The sequence below is a fragment of the Peptostreptococcus anaerobius VPI 4330 = DSM 2949 genome, from assembly GCF_000381525.1.
Lineage (GTDB): Bacteria > Bacillota > Clostridia > Peptostreptococcales > Peptostreptococcaceae > Peptostreptococcus > Peptostreptococcus anaerobius.
Genome location: NZ_KB906625.1, coordinates 13,671 through 35,096, shown reverse-complemented (window position 1 = coordinate 35,096; position 21,426 = coordinate 13,671). Strand labels below are relative to the sequence as shown.

The following is a 21,426-nucleotide window of genomic DNA, read 5'->3' as shown; positions in this document are numbered from 1 at the left end:
ACTTTTCTTTCTATCCTAAATCTTCTATTTTATTGACTTAATTGGCTTTTTTTTATATAATTATATTATTATGCAAGATTTATTTTTGAGTATTTTGGATTAGATAAAAATACAAGCGAACCGATACTATTATGAGGATAAGGAGGTTTAAAATGGCTGACAACAAGAAAAAAAATAGTAAGACTATCAACTTTGCTGAAAAGAAAAGAGAAATAGCCAACAAAAAACAAATACCAACAGAACCGCCTTTAATCCACCATGATAACAGGGTAATTCAGTACGATATAAACAAGATGCGTGAAAAGATAAATCAAAAATCTAAAAATAAAAAACCTAGAAAATCTACTAATCTATCTAGGTCCAAGGTCCAATTAGCCCTGTACTCAGTCATATTCCTATTGTTTATGATTTTAGCTGTATATAGGGTTCTGGCAATCACACATATCATCGAGCTGGACAAGCCACCTGAAAAGTTTGTATCTCAATCTACCAAGCTTTCCACTGATGAAACTGTAAAGTACCAAGATATAGTGGAGTCTCTATTGGCAAAGGAAATCAAGGCAAATGGCAACATAGATATGGTCACTACTAGTGTTCACAAAAACGGAGACACAGTATTTTGCTCTGGCTACTTTACTTATCCCGATGAAAAAAACAAGATATACTTCGATTCTGTCGTAAAAAAAGACAAGGTGGCTTCACTTCTCGTCAACGGATTTGAATTAAAGGATAGAAAAAAATAAATACAGATATTAATTAAAGCGTTGAAGTTAGTAACCTAGCCTCAACGCTTATCTTTTGCTTTCATACACTATCTATCAATTTCTGATTTAAAAGGTGTATCCCTATATAATTGGGCCTTATAGACGTGCTCTTTTATCATGCCCAACTTGAACATTCTAAGACAAACAACAGCCTGTCTCTTCTTGGCCTGTTCATAATTCTGGTATAAACCAGGATTGTTGGTTATACCTGCAAGCATAGTCGATTCGCCAAAAGTCAACTTCCAAACACTCTTTCCAAAGTATAATTGGGCTCCTGATTCTACTCCATAGGCTGATTTACCCAGATAGATATTGTTTAAATATGCCTCTAATATCTCATCCTTTGTCATTATCTTATTCAACTGCCTAGCATTATACATATCCTGTATCTTCCTCTTGATAGTCCTCTCATTGCTGGTCAAAAGGTTCTTGGATAATTGCATATCTATAGTAGAACCACCCTGCTTTTTCTCACTTGTCAAGTTATTAAAAAATGACCTGAACATAGACTTATAGTTAATTCCCTTGTGCTTGTAAAATGAGTCATCCTCTACCGCTATTACAGCCTTTTGAAGGTCTTTTGGAATCTTGTCCAAACTAACCGGCTGCTTATTGATATAGGATTCTCTGACCATCTTCTTAGTCAGCACTGGCATATCACTAACTATAGATCTAACATACAAGAATCCTGCTGAACCAAGAACTACAGTTATGATCAGTACTATAGTCAATACCTTTCTCAAAATATAGTAAATTCTTGACCTATCTACATGATAAGAATTGTCCTCTTCATCATATTCATCTTCTATATCGTAGTCCATCCTATAATCATATTCAGACCTGTCTCTATGACTTTTCTCAGACCTGTTACGACTCTTATACTTTTGAAAATCATACACATCAGCCCCTGATTTACTCCTCTTGTTTATCTCTCCAGAACCACTGCTTACTTGCTTTTTTATTCTCAAGCCTCTTCTATCATCACTAGAGTTCCTAGACCTATTTTCTGCAGTTAGATCCTTGTCTCTTGATGAAACGGTTTTTCGTCTTATTTTATTTTTATCATTAGTATCTGACATATATCCTCCTGCCTATAATATTACACCCATAACCTAGATTTCGTCCCTTATCTTCAAAAATAGCAAGGCTGTTGCATGTGTATCCGCATAAGCCCTGTGTGCCTCTACATTTTTAATACCATAAAAATCACACGCAGCTGACAAACTTTTCTTTTTAAGTGGGTACATCTTATTCATCTTTAGCATCTCTAGGGTGCATATGTAGTTTTTAATAGGCTCTAGTCCCATCTTTTCAAGATAATAGTTTAGAAATGGGATATCAAACTTCGCATTGTGGGCTATTAGAACCCTATCACCTATGTACTCTCTAAATTTAGGTAAGACTTCTTCAAGCGTCTTTTCACCCTCAACCATCTCATTTGAAATATGAGTTAGGTTTGTGATAAAACTAGATATAATACCCTTAGGCTTGATAAGTCTAGAGTAGTTTAAAGTTATATCTCCCTTTTTAATCTCTGTAACACCTATTTCAATTATCTCATGACCTTGTAGAGGATCAAGCCCTGTTGTTTCAAGGTCAACAACTATGTATTCGTCTTTATAAAAATCTTTTACCATCATTTACTCCTAGTAAACATCCTCTTGGAACCTCTCCAAGAAAGAGTGTTTTTCTCCATCTATCTGCCATCCAAGTATAGAGTCTACATTTACATTTTCTGCCGCCTTGAATATGGACTTTTCTACATTGGTAAAATCCTTGGACAGGTTTTTAATCAAGTCTTTGATTTCATACCTCTTGTTTCCTGTCTTTTTGGCTGCAACCATGCAGGCACAGTTAAGTGGCCATATACCAGTATATGTCATCCACCTTATAATATCTTCTTCTCTTATATAGTATAGGGGTCTGATCAACTCTATACCTTCAAAGTTTGTTGATTTTAGTTTTGGCAACATAGTCTTAAAATTACCAGCACACAATACATTTAGCATCGTTGTCTCAATTACATCATCAAAATGATGTCCTAGGGCTAACTTATTGCAACCCAACTCTTCTGCTTTTCCGTATAGGGCTCCCCTTCTCATCCTAGCACACATATAACATGGATAATCACTAGCTATCCTGTCTGCCACCTCAAATATCTGAGAATCGAAAGTTACAAGTGGTATATCTAGATACTCACAATTGTCCTCTAACAACTTTCTTATAGAATCATGGTAGCCTGGATCCATAGCAAGGTAGACAAGCTCAAAATTAACTGGTGAATGCCTCTTAAGCTCTTGGAACATCTTTGCCATCAGCATAGAATCCTTACCACCTGATATTGCTACTGCAATCTTATCCCCTTCTTGGACCAACTCATATGTCTTTATAGCCTTTATAAATTTGGACCAAAGTCTCTTTCTATATCTTTTTGTTATTGATTTTTCTATTTCTTTTAAAGATTTTCTATCTTCTTCTGGAACTAGGACCTTACATCCCGATCCAGCCAATTTATTAGTAGATTCTTCTAATATTTTCTCCGTCAAAATATTGCCTCCTATTTAATACTAGTAGATTATAGCACAATTTTACTTGCCGGTCAAAATCCTAAGGTGTAGCTTCTTGTCTGGTCCAATCTCATATTCAATTTCTGAATCAAACTTATTACCATCTGGTCCAACCATTCCTTTTACCTTTGCCTTTTTGGACTTGGATATTGACTTTACCATAGTTTTATTTGGTTTTTTCTTGTATTTAGCCAGCAAGGAATCATTCTTCCATAGGGTAAAGCCACAATTCTTGTAGTTCTTGCAGGCAAATGCCTTGTCTGACTCTATTATATCCCCTCCACATTCAGGACATGAGGATATTATTTCAAGGCCTGTATCTGGGTCTATCTTGGTTTTTGAAGCGGCCTTAGGGGCTTTTGAACCATATTTTTTAAGCTGACTTTCCTTGACATATTTTTTAGTCTTTGGATTATATACGATCTTATCAGTGTTTATAGGTCTAGCCTGACCATGCTTGATTTCGTTTACACTCTCATATATAAAGGCACAGACCATATTTAGGTAGTCCTTCCTTGAGAAGGCCCCCTTTTGTATATCCAGTAGATTTTTTTCTAGTTTACCTGTAAAATCCACATCGAAGAGGTTCTTAACCGGGAATATCTCTACTAAATTAATACCCAAGTCAGTTATATAATAACTCTTGCCTTTTTTATTTACATATCCAACCTGCTTGATCTTCTTTAAGACATCTGCCCTAGTCGCTGATGTTCCTATTGAATAACCCGATAAAACGCTAGTATCGTCATCAGGCACATTCTTACCACAGTTCTTCATAGCCTTTAGCAGGGTATCTTCAGTGTATGACTTTGGTGGTGTAGTAGTCTTTTCTTCCGGCACAATATCTACCACATCTACACTATCTCCCTTTTCAACCCTAGGTAGTAGACTCGCCTTGGATTCTTTATTGTATATTTCAAGAAAGCCCTTGACCACTAAGACCTTGCCCTTAGTGTAGAACTTGTACTTGTCCACACCTGTAATGATTTCAGTATTCTCATATTCAGCTGGTGGCATAAAGTTTGCCAAGAACCTATCCCTAATGGCTTCATATACTATCTTTTCATCACCTGTCAGGTTCTGAGGAGGTAGTATATAGGTAGGTATTATAGCAGAGTGACTCTCAACCTTCGATGAGTCGAATACCCTCTTAGACTTTGTAAATTTTATATTATCCTCACATGGATGACCCTTTTTCACTATCTCTAGGGTCTTTTTTGCCTTGTCTACAAGGGATTCCTCCAAATATATAGAGTCGGTCCTAGGGTATGTTATGTATCCTCCCTTTCCCTTACCTTCATAGAGGCTCTGACATACTGATAGTACCTTGTCAGATGTAAAGCTTGCATATCTAGAAGTTATATATCCCTGTAATGATGTTAGTGAAAATAACTTGGGAGCATATTCCTTGGTCATAGTCACCTTTTTATCTAGTATTTCTGCCCTTGACCTATCAATAGAGTCAATAATGGCCCTGGCATCTTCTAGCTTGTCGAACTTGGTTTCCTTGCCTTTTTTGTACTTACCTGTATAGATACCATTTGTATGTTCAAACTTGCCCCCTATCTCATAGTAGATTTCAGGCTTGAAATTTTTTATCTCCATGTCCCTGTCGTATACTAGTTTGACAGTTGGAAGTATTACCCTGCCTATGTTGAGCAACTTGCCATTACCGTATTTTAAGGTTGCAGCACAAGTAAAGTTGATCCCTATTAACCAGTCTGTTATAAGTCTTGTATAGCCGGCTGCCTGTAGGTTTCTCATTTCGCTATCATCCTTTAGGGCAGACATCCCCCTTGTTATATCTTCAGGAGTCCATTCATTAACCAATATCCTCTTTACAGGCTTCTTATTTTTAGCCATCATAAGTATTAGGAAGGAAATAAGCTCACCTTCCCTATCGTTATCTGTAGCATTTATTATATATTCAATATCGTCTCTTTTTAATAAATCTTTTATAATTTTAAATTGCTTATTCTTGCTCTTATCTACCTTAAATCTAAACTTGTCTTCAGGTATAAAGGGATAGTTCTGCATCTTCCACGATCCAGAGTACCTTTCCTTGTCGTAGTCCTTCATATCGAATAGAGAGATCAAATGACCAACTGCATAGGTTACTATATAATTGTTTCCTTCAAAATAACCTTCCTTCCTAGCATTAGCCTTTAAAAAAGAGGCTATTGTTTTGGCAACAGAAGGTTTCTCCGCTAAAATTAAAATCATTTTTCTATCCCTTTCTATACTTTTTGCAATTAACTATTATCTTATCTATTATATCAGATTAGCATAAATTCTACCATAATCCAAAAAAAGAATGTGCCCAAAAGGACACACTCTTAAAAAAATATATAATTATAAAATTATTGTTAGCAAATTTAATATAAACTTGAACACTAGCACTAAATACTCAGATTTAGATATCTAGTATTAAAGTACCTTGGCTGATGAACAAGGCTTCCTGTCCTGCTCATCTGTTGGTATACCACCCTTGTATCTACCTGTGAAACATGAATCACAGTAGTCAAGTCCTGGACATAGGCATCCTAGACTGTCAACTGATAGGTATCCCAATGAGTCAGCATCTATGCTCTCTCTGATTTCTTCAAGTGAATTGTTGTAGGCAACAAGGTTTTCACTACTTGGTACATCTGTTCCATAGAAACATGGGAACTTGAAAGGTGGTGAAGAAACTCTTACGTGGACTTCTGTAGCCCCAGCCCTCTTTAACATTCTCACTATGTTTCTTATAGTAGTACCTCTAACTATAGAGTCATCTACCATTATTATCCTCTTGTCCTCTACTACTTCCCTGATTACATTCAGTTTAACCTGAACGCTGGCAGTTCTCTCATTCTGCTTTGGCTTGATAAACGTACGCCCAACATAAGAGTTCTTGTAGAATGCCATACCATATGGTATACCTGATTCCTGTGAATAACCTATAGCTGCAGCTAGTCCAGATTCTGGAACACCTACAACAAGGTCTGCCTCAACAGGATGTTCTTGGGCCAATAAGCTACCAGCCTTTGTCCTTGATGTATAGACACTCTGTCCATCTATACGACTGTCAGTTCTTGCAAAGTATATATATTCAAATATACATCTTGCAGCCTTTGTCTCTCTTGATATCCTATGTGTAGTCAAAGATCCATCCTTGTCTATAACTACCATTTCTCCTGGCTCAACATCTCTTATAAACTCCGCACCTATAGTATCTAGGGCTGCAGATTCTGATGATAGGAAGTATATATCCTCCTTCTTACCTATACAAAGTGGTCTAAAACCGTGGGGATCTCTAACACCTATAAGCTTTGATGGACTAGATATAACAAGTGAAAATGCACCTGTTAACCTCTCAGTAGCTGCCTTAACTGCATCTTCTACTGTAAGTGTATTTAGTCTTTCTCTAGCTATCATATATGTTATTAACTCAGAGTCTGTATTAGCCTGGAATATGGCACCAGTCTCAGCTAATTCATCTCTCAATTCCATAGCGTTTGTCAAGTTACCGTTGTGGGCCATTGATAGTATACCCTTAGTATAGTGGATAACAAAAGGTTGGGCATTTTCCCTACCTGTTCCACCAGCTGTAGAATATCTAACGTGACCAACACCAAGGTTTCCCTTAAGTGATAATAGGCTCTTCTTGTCAAATACTTCATTGACCAAGCCTGTATCCTTGTGATACATAACGTTGTTGTCCTCACCCGTAGTATCAGTTACAGATATACCTGCAGACTGCTGGCCCCTGTGCTGTAGGGCAAACAAACCGTAATACACATATGAAGCAACATCATCTCCCGCTAGGTCATAGGCTCCAAATACACCGCACTCTTCGCCTAATCCTGTCATTATTTCCTCTACCATATTTTATCTCCTAGAATCCAAGACGTCTTCTTACTTCGGCATAGGCCCCCTCAACGTTACCCATGTCTCTTCTGAATCTATCCTTGTCTAATTTTTCATTTGTTTCTTTATCCCATAGACGACATGTATCTGGTGATATTTCGTCTGCTAGTATTATCTGTCCATGGAAACGTCCGAATTCAAGCTTAAAGTCTATTAGCTTGATGTTACATTCAAGGAATAAGTCCTTTAACAATTCATTTACCTTTAAAGCCATTGACTTTATCTGGTCTATTTCTTCCTGAGTAGCAAGCTTAAGTGCTAGTGCGAATGAATCGTTGATCAGTGGATCGCCTAAATCATCGTTCTTGTATGAAAATTCTACTGTAGGCTGATCAAAAGGTGTACCTTCTTCTACTCCAAGTCTCTTAGAGAATGATCCCGCAGCAACGTTTCTTACTATTACTTCAAGTGGCACTATCTCAACATGCTTAACAACTGTATCTCTATTGTCTATAGTCTCAACAAAGTGAGTATTTACTCCGTTCTTTTCTAGGTATTCGAACAACTTATTTGACATAAGGTTGTTTATTACACCCTTTCCTTCAATTGTTCCCTTCTTTAAACCGTTAAAAGCAGTAGCATCATCCTTATAAGACACTATCACATAGTCAGGGTTCTCTGTCTTAAATACTTTTTTAGCTTTTCCTTCGTATACCTGTTCTAACTTTTCCATAACATTCTCCTTATAAAAATAAACTCATATTCAAACGTACCTAACGTACGCCATTAATCCGTATATTAAACAAACTAAAGATAAAAATGTATGTTTTTATCCTACAAGTATATTTTAGTAGTTATCTTGCTTTTTTGCAAGGGTAAATACGTATTTTTTTTATTTTTTTTTATAAAAATATGTATTTTTAGGCTTTTTTACGAACATTAGTCCCGGACATCCTAGTATTATGTTCGTTTTTATATAAAAAGCGTTGGAAAAATCACCATAGCCCCTTAATAGGATTGGCGATTTGCTCCAACGCAATATAAATCTAATATATGCTTTATATTAGTATAAGCTTCTATTTATAATCTATCCAAGTACTTTTCTATTCTATTTAGTACCCTGTCTTTTCCCATAATCTGCTGGATACTCCAAAGATCTGGTGACTGCTGACGACCTACAACCGCAACTCTTATAGCTGTAGACACATCTGTGATGTTACCCTTGTAGGCTTCTGGATTCTTCTTGAACTCTTTGTTGTTTGAAGTGAATCCATAGGCATCTGTTATAGTCTTTACCTTTTCAAACCATTCTTCATTGGTATCTTCCTGACTATATCCATCTACATATTCCTTTAGGATAAGCTTGGCATCTTCCTTTGATACTCTCTCTGGTAACTCATCTACAAAATCAAAGTCCTCTTCAAAATAGTAGCCTATAAATTTCATGATCTGTGTACAGTTTACTAGGTCCTTTCTAGGCTTCTTACCACCCCTACCTATTGCAAGTAATTTGATAAGTTCATCGTAGTACTTAGTAAGTAGGTCGTGGGCCTTTTGGTCAAACTTATTAGACCAATCAAGCATAAACTTTAATATCTCTTCTTCTGACAACCTAACTAAAACATCTTTTGATATATCGTTTAATTTATTAAGGTCGAACAAGGCACCTGAAGATGACATATTCTTAGCCTTGAATGGGAATTCAGTATAGGACTTGTCAGGATTCTTCATTCTCCACTCTTCATAGTTAGAGTTCATAAGAGTCATCAGGTATTCTGTGACAGCCTGTGGGAAGTAACCATCTCTCATGTAGTATTCAAGAGATAGCTCTGGATCCTTTCTCTTAGATAGCTTTCTCTTTTTACCATCCTCTGTCTTCATCAAATGAGCAGTATGGTTGTAGTTAGGTCTTCTCCATCCCATCTGGAAGAATAATTCTAGGTGGATTGGTAGTGTTGATAGCCACTCTTCACCCCTGACAACATCAGTTACCCTCATAAAGTGGTCATCCACTACATGGGCAAAGTGGTAAGTTGGTATACCATTGTTCTTTAGGACTACAACATCTAGGTTGTTCTGTCTAACATTTATTTCTCCACGGATACCATCCTTAAACTTCATGGCAACTTCTGGGTCTCCAGTAGATTTTAGTCTTAGGGTCCAAGGCATACCAGCATCTAGCTTGGCCTTGATTTCATCCAAAGTCAAATCCCTATCCTTGGCCCATTCACCATAGTAGCCTGGGTTAACTCCTGCCTTTTCTTGTTCTTCCCTGATTTGAGCCATCTCCTCTTCAGTTACGAAAGATGGGTAGGCACACCCCTTTTCAGTTAAAAACTTTGCAGCAGTCTGGTAGATTTCTTTTCTCATTGACTGAGTGTAAGGTCCATATTCGCCCTTGTAACCATCTATAGTCACACCCTCGTCAAACTCTATACCGAAAAACTTAAGAGAGTTTATGATTAGTTCCTCTGCTCCCTCAACCTTTCTCTTATCATCTGTATCTTCTATTCTTAAAAACATCGGTCCCCCAGATAGGTGGGCAATTCTCTCATCGACAAGAGCCCCGTACAAGTTACCTAAATGTATAAATCCTGTTGGACTTGGACCTAGTCTAGTTACCTTAGCACCCTTCTCTAGATTTCTCTCTGGGTACATTTGCTCATAGTAGTCTAATGTTTTATCTACATTAGGAAACAATAGGTCTGCTAATTCTTTACTCATTATTTTGCCTCCGTTACTTAGTATATTAATATTCAACCATTCAATTATACCATATGTGACCCCTATACTCTATATTTATTCTTAGTTTTATTTAAGGTCTTTGCTATTTAGAAACTGGTATGGACTATAGCCATCAACCCTTAGGCTAAAATCTGTATATATATAGTCTAAAGGACTTAGTTTTAAGACATATAGGTCTATATCAAGCCTAGATAGCTTGTTCTCATCAAGTCCCCTAAGGGCCATTGCCATCTTATACTCTTGGGATTTAAGGTCAAGTAGCTCAGATTTTGTATATACAACTAGTCCCTTTACCTTGGCCATAGATGTAAATTCATCATGGATACTTATAGAAGCCCTCTCATTTATCAGGAGGTTGGAGAATTTTATCCCACCCTCAGTTATAATATAAAATGAACCTTCGTGGTATATATATTCGAGTATTGTAGACCTAGGTACATCAGCTGAGCATGAAGCTAGATTTAGGGTCTTGTGGTCTAAAATAAATCCATCTATTCTCTCTTTTAGCTTGGACTTGTCAATTAACTTTTCAGAGCTATTGAATATGTCAAACTCCTCCCTGATCTCAAGGGCAGATGATATGGCATCATTTTCTACATCCTTATTTATGAATACAAAGTTGTTGGCTGACATGACATTATTTTTGAGGACCCTTACACACTCGTTTAATTGGTATATCTGGCTGGCATCAAATAGGACTCCCAACTTTATTTTTTTATCCAAAAAGTTGACCTTCACATAATTTGTCATCTCCAAAAATGTCTTATCACCATCTAAAGACTCAATATTTTGCCCTAGAACTTGGTCTAGGTCAACAAGCATAAGAAGATTGTCATACCTATCGTAATCTATATGGTCCATGTAGGTTTTGATCTTTGAATGGGAAATTATGGATCCCAGGACCTGGCTAGACCTTTCCTTTGTATTATTGGTCAATATAAGTGTTTTTCTCATTACTCCACCTCTTTCAACAATTCTCTTATAGATTTATTCTTTATAGGGTGTATCAAGTGGGGCTCTATCTCTTCAAGAGGCCTTAAGACAAAGTCTCTTATATGCATTTCAGGGTGGGGGATTATTAAATCATCTGTAAAAACAGTATCACTGCCGTACATTAGTATATCTACATCGAGTACTCTCTCTCCCCACCTCCTAGTGGCTACCCTACCTGCAAGCTTCTCTGTACGTTTACAAAAGTCTAGTAACTCCTTAGGAGTATAGATTGTCTCAACCTTTATAGCCCCATTTAAAAAGTCCGGTTGATCAAGCACTCCATATGGTTTGGTCTCTATATAGGATGACTTGGCAAGTAGCTTGATACTCGGATCGCTATCTATGGCCTTGCCAACATAGTCCAAATTGTCCTTCCTGTCCCCCAGGTTGCTGCCTATTGCAAGGTAGGCCCTCTCCCTTTTTCTCCTGACTGTCATAGTCACATCGTCAAACTTTGTAGCTATTGGGGCGTGTGGCTTGTGAACTGCTAATTTGATATCGTCCATCAGTTCATATTTTTGAAGAAGGTAGCTAGCAAGCTTATTGGTTAGGCTCTCTAGAAGATCATACCTATTTTGGCTGGCAAATTCTTTTATATCTAGGGCTACTTGACCATAATTTACTGTTTTATTTATATCGTCATTGCACACTGACGAATCTAAAGAAAACTCGCAGTCTATCCTAAAAGTCTGTCCTAGTTCTTTTTCACTATCAAGTACACCGTGGTAGGCATAGAATTCTATGCCATATATCTTTATAGTGTCCATTTTATCCTCCTGCTTGCTTACTTAGACCACTTCTGCTCAGACATTATGGCCTTTGTCATTTTAATTATATCTGCATTTTCTTCTATGTCATGCACCCTGACAAAAGATGCTCCTTTTTGGATACCTATAACTGTAGTAGCTAGTGTTGCTATAGTTCTTTCTGTCACAGGCTTATCGATTGTAAGACCTATTACTGATTTTTTTGAGGTAGCCATCAAAAGTGGATAGCCCAACTTGCACAGGTCCTCAGTCCTATTGATCACCATTAGGTTTTCCTCGTATGTTTTTTGGAATCCCACACCACCGTCAAGCATAATCCTGTCTTTTTCAATGCCTGCATCAAGGGCAAGCTTGACTGATCCCTTAAGGTCATCAAGAAGGTCACTCCAAAAATCCACATAATCGTGTTCTCTTCTATTGTGCATCAAACAGCAGGCTAGGTCCAGGTCTTTTACGGTCTTAGCCATATTAGGATCGTATTTAAATCCCCATATATCATTTACAAGGTCTATTGTATGCCCTGCTCCTCTTACAACACCTGACTTGTATGTATCAAGAGACAGGCAAGTGTTAAACCTTGACCTGATAGCCTCAAGAACAGGGACTACCCTATCTATTTCCTCTTGGTCAGATATCTTTGTGTAGCCAGGCCTAGTAGATTCTCCACCAACATCTATTATATCTGCACCAGCCTTTATCATTTCCTCAACGTGGAATAGGGCCTTGTCCATATTGTTAAACTTGCCCCCATCTGAAAATGAATCCGGTGTAACATTCAAGATACCCATTATATATACATTATTTTTTGTATCAAAATTCTTATTTCCTATCCTCATAAAATCCCCCTCTATTTATATCAACAATCTTTTATTTTTCTTGTCATCAGACCACTTACAAGTGTCTCTAGTCCCACAGTAATAACAGAGTCTCGACTTCTTATCAACATACCTGAGTAGGTCTGCTAGCCTTTGTCTTTTATTATCTTGGTTCTCGTTTTTTTGATTCTCATTTTTTGGGCTATTATTCTCTGTTCCACAAGTGGCTACTTCTTCCTTGCAAGACCTATGCCTGCCAATGGCATATAGACTAATGTCTATCTCTTTGCTTGAAAAACCAGCATCTTGCATGAGTTTGTCAGCTATTTTGCAACTAGCTACATGGTGGTCAATACCTTTTTCATACTCGTCAACCCTTCCTATATCATGAAGAAGACCGACAGCATATATTAATTCCTTATCAAGACCTAGGCCATCCTCGAGGTTTATAATATACATCATCCTAGCTACGGATAGCAAATGATCTATATCGTGACCACAATAAATCCTATCTTGCTCAAGTTTTTCTATCTTAGATATATAATATTTAAATTCTCGACTTGCCATAAGACTTTCTATCCTAGGCATTAGGTACTTATTTTCATTTATCATTTATTTGATCAGCTCCCTAATAGACATGAGTAAATTGTGATCTTCCTTAAATCTACCCCTAGTAGCTTGGGTCACTGTTATAGTACCCGGCTTTTTTATACCTCTCATAGTCATACACATATGCTCAGCCTCTACTATCACGACAACACCTAGAGGACTTAGCTCTTTTACAAGGGCATCGGCAATTTGAACTGTCATCTGTTCCTGTAGCTGGAGTCTTCTAGCATAGACTTCCACAAGCCTAGCCAATTTACTGAGTCCAGTAACCTTGCCATTTGGTATATAGGCTATATGGACCTTGCCAAAAAACGGTAGCATATGGTGTTCACACATGGAATAAAAGTGGATGTCCTTTTCCAATACCCAATCGGCATCATCAGCCTTGAATACCCTTGATAGATATTCACTAGGATCATCATCATAGCCTGCCAAAACTTCCTTATACATCTTTGCTACCCTCTTAGGAGTATCAACCAAACCTTCCCTATCTGGGTCTTCACCAATAGCAATCAAAAGGTCTCTTACGGCTTTTTGAGCCTTATCTATATCTATCATCTTATCCTCCCAATTAAAATACTTTTAATATTAAATACATAGTTTAGACTAGCTAGGTCTAAACAAACCATACCAATATTATATCAGATATACAAAAAAAAGACACCCTATAGGATATACCCAAGAGTGTCTAATATTCCATTTTTACAAATACTAATAATATGATATAGTAATTTTAAAATTACTTATTGATTACTAGTATATCCTTATATCTATCAGTTAGTTCAGTCAACTTACCAACAAATGCTTCATTCTGCTTCTTGTAAGCAACTGCATTTGCAACTTCATCCTTAACATCTTCAAATTCAAGCTGCCCCTCTTCCTTGTGAGACTCAACCTTTATGATGTGGTATCCAAACTGAGACTTAACTGGTTCAGATACTTTTCCAACTTCTAGAGCAAAAGCTGCTTCTTCAAATTCAGGTACCATCTGACCCTTGCCAAATTCGCCAAGGTCTCCACCCTTCATATTTGATGGACACTTAGAGTACTCAACAGCTGCATCTTCAAAAGACATTTCCTTCTTGTCTATTTTAGTCTTTATTTCCTTAGCCTGGTCTTCTTCATCAACTAGTATGTGCTTTGCAGAAACCATCTCAGGGCTTACAAACTGAGCCTTGTTTTCTTCATAGTAGTTTAACTTTTCTTCGTCACTTACTTCAACGCTAGCTATAATTTTGTTTATAGCATACTGCTTGATCATGTTAATCTTTATTAACTCCATTTCTTTAACGAAGTTTTCATCCTGGTCTAGCTTATTTTCGATAGCATCAAGATAGAACAGTTCCTGGTTTATTAAGTCAGCAAGTATTCTCTTTCTTCCTTCTTCATTGTCAAACTGCTGTCTCTGATATGGGTCTATACTACTAATAGCTGCTTCAACATCAGCTGCAGTTATTTCTTTATCACCAATTTTAGCTAAATAATTTAATTCTGTCATTTTATTCCTCCAATAATTAATTTCTACCTCGATTTTTATGATAACATTTTTTCTTATAAAAGTCTACTAATTTAGTGGGTATTCTAAAAGTTTAGCTGACAAGTAAAACTAGGCTAAGACCAAAATTGCGCCAACAAATAAAATTATGACCGAACAAGAGGTCTAATAAAAATAAGTCAATACTAATATTAGTATTGAGGATAGAATACCTACAACACCTGTATCATTTTTATCCTTTTTTATCAACTTGTTAGACACTAGCAACAATAGGACACAAAGTATAATTTTGACATACAGAGCCTCAATATTCCTAGGAACCACCATAAAACTGTACAAGGACTCAAGATATGTAAGTATCAGTACCATCCTATACAAATAGTAAATTCCTGTTGTGGACTTTTTAATTATATATACCATTGTGCAAACAATTAAAAATAATCCTGAAACCACCAAATATATGTTAAACAATATCTCGTTGTAGTTTGCAATTGTTATTACACTCCACTTGTACCAATATAGAGGCCAGAATAACATACACGTAAACCTAAAAAAAACTTCCAAAAATCCTAGATTTTTAACCGATTTAAACATCTTGCCTCCCAAATTCACCCTTATAGTCTTCTTATATTTAAATTATACCATAGTTTACTAATATTATCTTTCAATTTAGGTCCGAATATGTTAAAATAGAGAAGGTATTTATAAGAATAAGAAGATAGGAGGCATTAGTATGGGCTTAAGAGATAGATTTGCAGATCAGTTCGCTAGACAGAAGACTATGACTGGTCCAGAGAAAAAGGCAAATGATATAATCGGTAAATTGATAATGAAAAAAGCTCTATGGTTTATAGTTGCCATGGTAGTGGTTGGAATCTTAGTAGCTACAGTATTGAAGTTCCCTTGGTGGGCCACACTTCTAGTAGATGTTGTGATACTAGTAGCAGCATATTTCTTTATGAAAAAAGAAAGTGAAAAATATCAGGAATTCACTCCTTATGTGGGCAACCTGATCAGCCTTGAAAACAAGGGTAAGGACGGTTACACTGCCCTAATCAAACAGGGTAAGAGGCCTATTAAGTTGGACATAAAATACGGTGGCGAAGACCTTGTAAAGGTTAAAAAGAACGCTATTGTACAGATAACATACAATCCAACAGGAAAAATAGCTATATTAGTAACTAAAAACGATATAAAAAGATAAACAAAAAGAGCTCAAATTGAGGTGTCTAAGATTAATCTGACCCCAAAATTCGAGCTCTTTTCTATTAACTAATATCGTAACTAGTCTAATTATCAATTTTTGTTGAACATATCATCTAGAGACTGGTCTTTCCCCTTCAATAAATCATATGTATAAGAGATTACCTCTCTTCTCTTGACTATACCTATAAAGATACCTGCATCATCTATAACAGGAACAAAATTCTGGTTGATAAGAACCCCTAGTAAATCTTCTACATTGGCGTCTATCTTGGCAGTGTCATTATTGCTCCTCCTAGGTACTTCCATTATATTGATTTCTTTAAGCGATTCAAGATCATATTTCTTCATGCTATCTATATACCACAATAAATCACCTTCTTTTACTGTACCTACATAGTTACCCGCTTCATTTAGTATAGGCACAGATGCATACCTATATTTTTTAAGTGTTTCTAAAACAGTATAAACAGAATCTGTATCCATCAAACTGACTACATCCGTTTTTGGCGTTAAGAAAAATAATATATTCATAGCCTTCTCCTCGATTAATAATTTATATCTGTAAAAAAGATATATATATTTATAAGATACCCAATGCCGATTACTTTAGCAAAGGATCTCCATAGTTATTATAACACAAGTAAAAGGAATTCACCTATAAATACCTTGAAAATGTTTGCTTAAATGTCAATATGCAAAAGAGACCAGTAAACTGGTCTCTGTACTAACTGATTCAAATTTCAAAATTTCTCATACTACAGAATAAACTGTAGCTTAATTTATAATTTAAACTCTTGTTACGTTTGCAGCCTGAGGTCCCTTTGAACCGTCTACGATTTCAAATTCAACCTGCTGACCTTCTTCAAGAGACTTGTAACCATCGCCCTGTATTGCTGAAAAATGTACGAATACGTCATTTTCTCCATCTACTGATATAAAACCAAATCCCTTTTCATTGTTAAACCACTTTACTACTCCGACTTTCATTAAATCCTCCTAAAATTGTGAACGTTTGAATTTTTTGCTGTTCACTACTTCTCCAATATAACATAATAAATAAGAATAGTCAATTATATTTTAAAAATAATAAAAATTTAATTTTTATTTTTAATAATAATTCTCCACTTTTAGCCGATAACTTGATTAATTGTGTAATATTGATATATAATAATATACAAGAAGAACTATTATTGTAAATTCTTGATATTGTTCAACAATTTCACCAAAACTTAACAATATATAAGAATTACAAGTATTTACGGAGGATTTACAAATGTCTAAGCAAAAGAAAATAGCCTGTATAAACGATATTTCCGGACTTGGAAAATGTTCTCTAACAGTAGCTATACCAATAATATCAGCACTTAAGTGTCAGTGTTGTCCCCTACCTACATCCGTTCTGTCTAGTCAAACAGGCTATCCTAAATTCAGCTTTGTAGACTTGACTGATTCCATAGAAGAATACATAGATATATGGCAGGAATTAAGGGCCAATTTCGATACTATTTATTCAGGATTTTTGGGTTCATCAAGGCAGATTAAACTAGTAGAAAATTTAATTAAGAATAACCCAGATTCATTTGTAATTGTAGACCCTGTATTGGCGGATAACGGAAAGATGTTTCCAATTTTCACAGATGAAGATGTCGTAGAAATGAGAGAGTTGGTCACAATGGCGGATTTGATAACACCAAATATCACCGAAGCCAACCTATTGTCAGGTCGCAAAATAGACAATTTTGACTACAAGGAAGAAGACCTACTTGAACTGTGCAGAGACCTTTCCAAGACTGGTCCTTCTTATGTCATTATCACAGGCTTTGAAGAAAAAGACTCAATATACAATATATGCTATGATCGTAGACAGGATTCAATATCAAAGATAGGAGTCCCTTTCAATAGAGTTAGTTTCAGTGGTACAGGAGATATATTTACATCCATAGTATCTGCCCTTATAACAAGAGGCTTTGAACTAGAAAAATGTGTCAGTGCTGCTGTCGATTTTATCTACAAATCTGTAAACTATACAGTAGAAAGCGGCGACTTTGACAGGAACGACGGTATATTATTTGAATACTTTTTAGATAACCTAACACAGATATAAGATAAATTTAGTATATAAATTAGAGAAGCATTTTAATACATAAATAAAAAGGTTATGCAAAATTTCTTTTGAAATCAAATGCATAACCTTCTTAAGTGCCTATATTACTTCGCACATTTAAATTGAATTTTATAAACAACCTATATTTGGACCAACTGCTTGCCTCTTTAAATACCTGTCCAAGTAAGCTTGTACTTACTACTAATACTGGTCAATATAACCTGATGGATGAAAGTAGTATACTTCTTTTGTATTCTTGTCTACAAATAAGCCCATATCAGTGTTTGTATTAGGTAGGAACACATAGCCTTCATGTCCTTTTTCCTTTAGCACTGAGTAGTCTTTTTCATCGCCCATATATGAGTAGTCTAGGTTTGTTCCCTGGTTCTTTAGTACATTTAAGGCCTCTTCCCTGTTTAATGACTTGTTAGCCTTAGGAGCTTCTTGACTTGTTAAATCACCTATCTTATTTGTTTTATTTTCTGCTACATTATTAGCAAGAGTCTTTTCAGATTTATTTACTGTTACATTATTAGCAAGAGTCTTTTCAGATTTATTTACTTCAACCTTGTTTATAACTCTATCTTGATTCCTAACCTTGTTTACATCCTGCATCTGATTTGACTTTAGGCTTGTATCTGCCTCAACTATGTCTTCCTTCTTCTTGTCTGAAACAGGTGACTCATTATCTATAACTGTATCATCGCTATCAGCTACCACATCCTGCTTTGCTGGCCTTGCATACATCATATCTTCTTGTTGCCTATTTACTGCATCGCTTAGGGGGCTGACTGCAAATATACCCATCATCACTACCATCGCTAAAACTATTCTCTTCTTCATAAGATCACACCCCTTCTCAAATTTATATAATTAATATTTATGTCTTATTTATGTCTTTCTATATTTATAATATACCACAATATATACATAAAAAACGTTACAGGGGTGTTATCTAGCATTACAGGTCTGTTACTATAGTTACAAGCTGTAATAATATTATTATAAAAACAAAAAAAGTCCCAAAACAGTTGAAATCAACCGTCTTGAGACTTTCACTACATATTAATTTTATAAATCTAGATTGTATTCCTTTAAGAAGTTCTCTATTTTATAATACATTTTGTTACATCCACTGTCAACATCTGACTCTAAGTTAAGAACTAATAGTGGCTCGTGTAGGGATGCCCTTAACAAGAACCAACCATTTTCATCTGGATATGCAGAATCAACTCTTACACCTTCAAAGTTTTTCTCTACCTCAGACCATGAGTCACTAGATTTTGCAAATTCCTTTAAGTCTTCTATTACTTTAGCAGCATAGGCCTTAAAATCCTCTTCCTTGATCTTAATCCTGTATTCTGAAGATTCCTTTGCTTCTTTTAGGTCGGATATGATATCTGCAACACTCTGACCCTTCTCATGCATCTGGGCAGCCTTCATCAATATCTTGGCTATTAAATAAGCTCCATCATCCAAGAAATAATTCTCCCTAAGTGCTGCATGACCTGATGTCTCTATAGCAAGTGGTGATGATATACCTTCCTTGTTTAGTCTTACTGATTCGTTGATTACATTCTTGTAACCCCTCTTAAACCTATGGTGAACCCCACCTCTTTTTTCTATAAATTCAGCAAGGCCCTTAGAAGTTACAGAATCTGTTACTATTGTAGCCCCAGCCTCTTCTTCTAGTAGGATCGATGCAATCAAGGCTATCAAGGCGTTTTTATTTATAGATTTTCCATCTGGACCTACTATAGCTGCCCTGTCTACATCGGTATCAAATATAATACCAAGGTCAGCACCTACATTTACAGTAGCCTGAGATATAGACTTCATAGCTTCCCTGTTTTCAGGGTTAGGTATATGATTAGGGAACATTCCATCTGGCTCTAGGAACTGACTTCCCTCTGTATCTGCACCAAGTCTAGCAAGGACCTTTTCAGCAAAAAATCCACCTGCACCATTTCCGGCATCTACTATGATCTTCATACCAGCAAGTGGCTTATCATGGTTTATCTTAGAGTCCACACCTTTTATTATCTTATCTACAAGGACCCTTGAATAGTCCTCTAATAGGTCTCTAGTTTCGTAACCACCATATTCTAGCCCCTTCATGATATTCTTAGATACAGCTATATCCAAGACATCCTTTAGGTCCTGCTTGTCTAGGCATCCATCCTCAGTAAACATCTTCATTCCATTATATATATATGGCATATGACTTGCTGTAAACATTATAGCACCATCGCACTTGTAATCTTCCATTACAGTAGTCATAAACATAGATGGTGTAGTTGCAAGACCGCAATCTACTAGATATACGCCTATAGACCTCAAGGCATCACCTGCAACCTGTCTAAATTCAGGGCCTGTGACCCTTGAATCCATACCTAATGCAATCCTTATGTCAGACTTCTTTTCCTTGTCAGTAATCCAAGTAGCAAAAGCCTTGGCTATTATTTCTACATCTTCCTTAGTAAGAGTTATATCCAATTCAGAGTTTTCATCCTTATAGGCTACCCCTCTAACATCTGTACCATTTTGTAAACTGAATAACTTGTCCATTTCTTTCTCCTATGGGAATAATCCCTACTATCTACTATATTGTTAATTTTGCCTTCTCAGCATCCTTTATAAAATTTTCTATACCCCTGTCTGTAAGTGGATGGTTGATCATCTGCATTATTACCTTATATGGCACTGTAGCTATGTCTGCTCCTAGCTTTGCAGACTCTAGTACATGGATTGGATTTCTAACACTTGCAACTATTATTTCTGTTTCTATAAAGTTAACTTCAAATATCTGCTTGATGTCAGCTATAAGTCCTAGGCCATCAAATGATATGTCATCTAATCTACCAACAAAAGGACTCACATATGACGCTCCAGCCCTAGCTGCAAGAAGTGCCTGATTAGCTGAGAATATAAGAGTTACATTTGTTCTTATGCCCTTGTCGCTAAGTGCCTTTACTGCCTTTAGACCTTCTGCACACATAGGTATCTTTATAACTATGTTTTCGTGGATCTTAGCAAGCTTTTCGCCTTCTTTTATCATACCTTCATGGTCCATACTTAGTACCTCAGCACTGATAGGCCCATCAACTATAGTAGTTATTTCATTTACTACCTCTGCAAAATCTCTACCTTCTTTGGCTATAAGCGATGGGTTTGTAGTTACACCGCAGATTACACCTAGATCATTTGCTTCCTTTATTTCATCAATATTGGCTGTGTCGATAAAAAAGTTCATATATTCCTCCCGAATTTTATTTGGTTATTTTGATTATACTAACGCTATAAATCCATTTCAATTTCTTAAACAAAGTGTCAATTAAACACCTATAAATAAGTTTAATAAATTATAGGATTTACTTCTATATTATATAGCAAATTTACAAGTTTTGCAATTTAGGTCTTGCAAGTTCTCCCAAGATAAATCACTATTATATAAAAATTCACTAAAATTCAGTTTTCTTTAGATATTTTCCTAGACTTTTTGTTTTAATAGT

At 36.1% G+C, this 21,426-nt stretch carries 21 protein-coding genes; 3 read left to right on the top strand and 18 right to left on the bottom strand.

The features are described 5' to 3' along the window. Nucleotides 1-152: 152 nt before the first annotated feature. Entirely contained in the window at nt 153-743 is a 591-nt protein-coding gene (locus F823_RS0106870) for a hypothetical protein (RefSeq protein ID WP_002844102.1), read from the top strand. Between the two features lie 68 nt (nt 744-811). Here the strand turns inward: F823_RS0106870 and F823_RS0106865 are convergent, their stop codons facing one another. From F823_RS0106865 to F823_RS0106805, 13 genes are all read right to left on the bottom strand, one after another. Then, on the bottom strand, nt 812-1,843 hold the full coding sequence (locus tag F823_RS0106865) for a biosynthetic peptidoglycan transglycosylase (protein ID WP_002845100.1): 1,032 nt from the start codon (nt 1,841-1,843) through the stop codon (nt 812-814). A 33-nt stretch (nt 1,844-1,876) separates the two neighbouring features. Next, nucleotides 1,877-2,401: a 3'-5' exonuclease gene (locus F823_RS0106860; RefSeq protein ID WP_019595522.1), complete on the bottom strand. Its 525-nt coding sequence runs from the start codon at nt 2,399-2,401 to the stop codon at nt 1,877-1,879. 9 nt (nt 2,402-2,410) lie between these two features. After that, complete coding sequence (locus F823_RS0106855) at nt 2,411-3,310, bottom strand: tRNA 2-thiocytidine(32) synthetase TtcA (protein WP_002845102.1); 900 nt, start codon at nt 3,308-3,310, stop codon at nt 2,411-2,413. A gap of 42 nt (nt 3,311-3,352) precedes the next feature. Next, entirely contained in the window at nt 3,353-5,554 is a 2,202-nt protein-coding gene (locus tag F823_RS0106850; RefSeq protein ID WP_019595521.1) for a type IA DNA topoisomerase, read from the bottom strand. Nucleotides 5,555-5,758: 204 nt separating this feature from the next. Continuing rightward, nucleotides 5,759-7,198 carry an amidophosphoribosyltransferase gene (purF, locus tag F823_RS0106845; protein WP_002845106.1) on the bottom strand — a complete coding sequence of 480 codons (1,440 nt, stop codon included), beginning with the start codon at nt 7,196-7,198 and terminating at the stop codon, nt 5,759-5,761. Between the two features lie 10 nt (nt 7,199-7,208). Next, the gene (purC, locus tag F823_RS0106840; RefSeq protein ID WP_002844074.1) at nt 7,209-7,913 is read right to left on the bottom strand and encodes a phosphoribosylaminoimidazolesuccinocarboxamide synthase; all 705 of its coding nucleotides are present in this window, start codon (nt 7,911-7,913) and stop codon (nt 7,209-7,211) included. A 347-nt stretch (nt 7,914-8,260) separates the two neighbouring features. Next, nucleotides 8,261-9,904, bottom strand: coding sequence for a glutamate--tRNA ligase (gene gltX / locus F823_RS0106835; protein ID WP_002845108.1), 1,644 nt, complete (start codon nt 9,902-9,904; stop codon nt 8,261-8,263). Nucleotides 9,905-9,991: 87 nt separating this feature from the next. Beyond that, the gene (locus tag F823_RS0106830) at nt 9,992-10,879 is read right to left on the bottom strand and encodes a pyridoxamine 5'-phosphate oxidase family protein (protein ID WP_002845109.1); all 888 of its coding nucleotides are present in this window, start codon (nt 10,877-10,879) and stop codon (nt 9,992-9,994) included. Further along, nucleotides 10,879-11,685, bottom strand: a complete 807-nt coding sequence (gene folK / locus F823_RS0106825; protein ID WP_002845110.1) for a 2-amino-4-hydroxy-6-hydroxymethyldihydropteridine diphosphokinase — start codon at nt 11,683-11,685, stop codon at nt 10,879-10,881. Before folK ends, F823_RS0106830 begins: the two co-directional genes overlap by 1 nt. Nucleotides 11,686-11,702: 17 nt before the next feature. Then, on the bottom strand, nt 11,703-12,521 hold the full coding sequence (gene folP, locus F823_RS0106820; RefSeq protein WP_002844066.1) for a dihydropteroate synthase: 819 nt from the start codon (nt 12,519-12,521) through the stop codon (nt 11,703-11,705). Nucleotides 12,522-12,536: 15 nt separating this feature from the next. Further along, nucleotides 12,537-13,112 carry an HD domain-containing protein gene (locus F823_RS0106815; protein WP_002844036.1) on the bottom strand — a complete coding sequence of 192 codons (576 nt, stop codon included), beginning with the start codon at nt 13,110-13,112 and terminating at the stop codon, nt 12,537-12,539. Beyond that, nucleotides 13,113-13,667: a GTP cyclohydrolase I FolE gene (gene folE / locus F823_RS0106810; protein WP_002844047.1), complete on the bottom strand. Its 555-nt coding sequence runs from the start codon at nt 13,665-13,667 to the stop codon at nt 13,113-13,115. 181 nt (nt 13,668-13,848) lie between these two features. Beyond that, the gene (locus F823_RS0106805) at nt 13,849-14,607 is read right to left on the bottom strand and encodes a peptidylprolyl isomerase (protein ID WP_002844050.1); all 759 of its coding nucleotides are present in this window, start codon (nt 14,605-14,607) and stop codon (nt 13,849-13,851) included. Nucleotides 14,608-15,337: 730 nt separating this feature from the next. Between F823_RS0106805 and F823_RS0106795 the strand changes: the two genes are divergently transcribed. Continuing rightward, entirely contained in the window at nt 15,338-15,808 is a 471-nt protein-coding gene (locus F823_RS0106795; protein WP_002845112.1) for a hypothetical protein, read from the top strand. A 92-nt stretch (nt 15,809-15,900) separates the two neighbouring features. On the opposite strand, the gene F823_RS0106790 is transcribed toward F823_RS0106795, so the two are convergent. Beyond that, nucleotides 15,901-16,341 carry a CBS domain-containing protein gene (locus F823_RS0106790; protein ID WP_002844041.1) on the bottom strand — a complete coding sequence of 147 codons (441 nt, stop codon included), beginning with the start codon at nt 16,339-16,341 and terminating at the stop codon, nt 15,901-15,903. A 255-nt stretch (nt 16,342-16,596) separates the two neighbouring features. Next, a complete protein-coding gene (locus F823_RS0106785) occupies nt 16,597-16,797 on the bottom strand; it encodes a cold-shock protein (protein ID WP_002844033.1) in 201 nt (66 codons plus the stop codon). A 286-nt stretch (nt 16,798-17,083) separates the two neighbouring features. Between F823_RS0106785 and F823_RS0106780 the strand changes: the two genes are divergently transcribed. Then, nucleotides 17,084-17,914 (top strand): pyridoxamine kinase, encoded by an 831-nt coding sequence (locus F823_RS0106780; protein WP_002844045.1) that lies wholly within the window; start codon nt 17,084-17,086, stop codon nt 17,912-17,914. A 201-nt stretch (nt 17,915-18,115) separates the two neighbouring features. On the opposite strand, the gene F823_RS0106775 is transcribed toward F823_RS0106780, so the two are convergent. From F823_RS0106775 to fsa, 3 genes are all read right to left on the bottom strand, one after another. Then, nucleotides 18,116-18,757, bottom strand: a complete 642-nt coding sequence (locus F823_RS0106775) for a hypothetical protein (RefSeq protein ID WP_002844053.1) — start codon at nt 18,755-18,757, stop codon at nt 18,116-18,118. Nucleotides 18,758-18,985: 228 nt separating this feature from the next. Next, nucleotides 18,986-20,482 (bottom strand): phosphohexomutase domain-containing protein, encoded by a 1,497-nt coding sequence (locus tag F823_RS0106770; protein ID WP_019595519.1) that lies wholly within the window; start codon nt 20,480-20,482, stop codon nt 18,986-18,988. 34 nt (nt 20,483-20,516) lie between these two features. Continuing rightward, on the bottom strand, nt 20,517-21,167 hold the full coding sequence (fsa, locus tag F823_RS0106765) for a fructose-6-phosphate aldolase (RefSeq protein WP_002844094.1): 651 nt from the start codon (nt 21,165-21,167) through the stop codon (nt 20,517-20,519). Between the last annotated feature and the right edge of the window lie 259 nt (nt 21,168-21,426).

What these genes read in the sequence shown, in the direction of transcription:
- F823_RS0106815 (WP_002844036.1), bottom strand. Translation starts at nt 13,112, where the DNA reads ATGATAAATGAAAATAAGTACCTAATGCCTAGGATAGAAAGTCTTATG.
- folK (WP_002845110.1), bottom strand. Translation starts at nt 11,685, where the DNA reads ATGGACACTATAAAGATATATGGCATAGAATTCTATGCCTACCACGGT.
- F823_RS0106850 (WP_019595521.1), bottom strand. Translation starts at nt 5,554, where the DNA reads ATGATTTTAATTTTAGCGGAGAAACCTTCTGTTGCCAAAACAATAGCC.
- F823_RS0106865 (WP_002845100.1), bottom strand. Translation starts at nt 1,843, where the DNA reads ATGTCAGATACTAATGATAAAAATAAAATAAGACGAAAAACCGTTTCA.
- F823_RS0106790 (WP_002844041.1), bottom strand. Translation starts at nt 16,341, where the DNA reads ATGAATATATTATTTTTCTTAACGCCAAAAACGGATGTAGTCAGTTTG.
- F823_RS0106795 (WP_002845112.1), top strand. Translation starts at nt 15,338, where the DNA reads ATGGGCTTAAGAGATAGATTTGCAGATCAGTTCGCTAGACAGAAGACT.
- fsa (WP_002844094.1), bottom strand. Translation starts at nt 21,167, where the DNA reads ATGAACTTTTTTATCGACACAGCCAATATTGATGAAATAAAGGAAGCA.
- F823_RS0106775 (WP_002844053.1), bottom strand. Translation starts at nt 18,757, where the DNA reads ATGAAGAAGAGAATAGTTTTAGCGATGGTAGTGATGATGGGTATATTT.
- F823_RS0106780 (WP_002844045.1), top strand. Translation starts at nt 17,084, where the DNA reads ATGTCTAAGCAAAAGAAAATAGCCTGTATAAACGATATTTCCGGACTT.
- F823_RS0106830 (WP_002845109.1), bottom strand. Translation starts at nt 10,879, where the DNA reads ATGAGAAAAACACTTATATTGACCAATAATACAAAGGAAAGGTCTAGC.
- gltX (WP_002845108.1), bottom strand. Translation starts at nt 9,904, where the DNA reads ATGAGTAAAGAATTAGCAGACCTATTGTTTCCTAATGTAGATAAAACA.
- F823_RS0106860 (WP_019595522.1), bottom strand. Translation starts at nt 2,401, where the DNA reads ATGGTAAAAGATTTTTATAAAGACGAATACATAGTTGTTGACCTTGAA.
- F823_RS0106805 (WP_002844050.1), bottom strand. Translation starts at nt 14,607, where the DNA reads ATGACAGAATTAAATTATTTAGCTAAAATTGGTGATAAAGAAATAACT.
- folE (WP_002844047.1), bottom strand. Translation starts at nt 13,667, where the DNA reads ATGATAGATATAGATAAGGCTCAAAAAGCCGTAAGAGACCTTTTGATT.
- F823_RS0106785 (WP_002844033.1), bottom strand. Translation starts at nt 16,797, where the DNA reads ATGAAAGTCGGAGTAGTAAAGTGGTTTAACAATGAAAAGGGATTTGGT.
- F823_RS0106770 (WP_019595519.1), bottom strand. Translation starts at nt 20,482, where the DNA reads ATGGACAAGTTATTCAGTTTACAAAATGGTACAGATGTTAGAGGGGTA.
- F823_RS0106870 (WP_002844102.1), top strand. Translation starts at nt 153, where the DNA reads ATGGCTGACAACAAGAAAAAAAATAGTAAGACTATCAACTTTGCTGAA.
- purC (WP_002844074.1), bottom strand. Translation starts at nt 7,913, where the DNA reads ATGGAAAAGTTAGAACAGGTATACGAAGGAAAAGCTAAAAAAGTATTT.
- folP (WP_002844066.1), bottom strand. Translation starts at nt 12,521, where the DNA reads ATGAGGATAGGAAATAAGAATTTTGATACAAAAAATAATGTATATATA.
- purF (WP_002845106.1), bottom strand. Translation starts at nt 7,198, where the DNA reads ATGGTAGAGGAAATAATGACAGGATTAGGCGAAGAGTGCGGTGTATTT.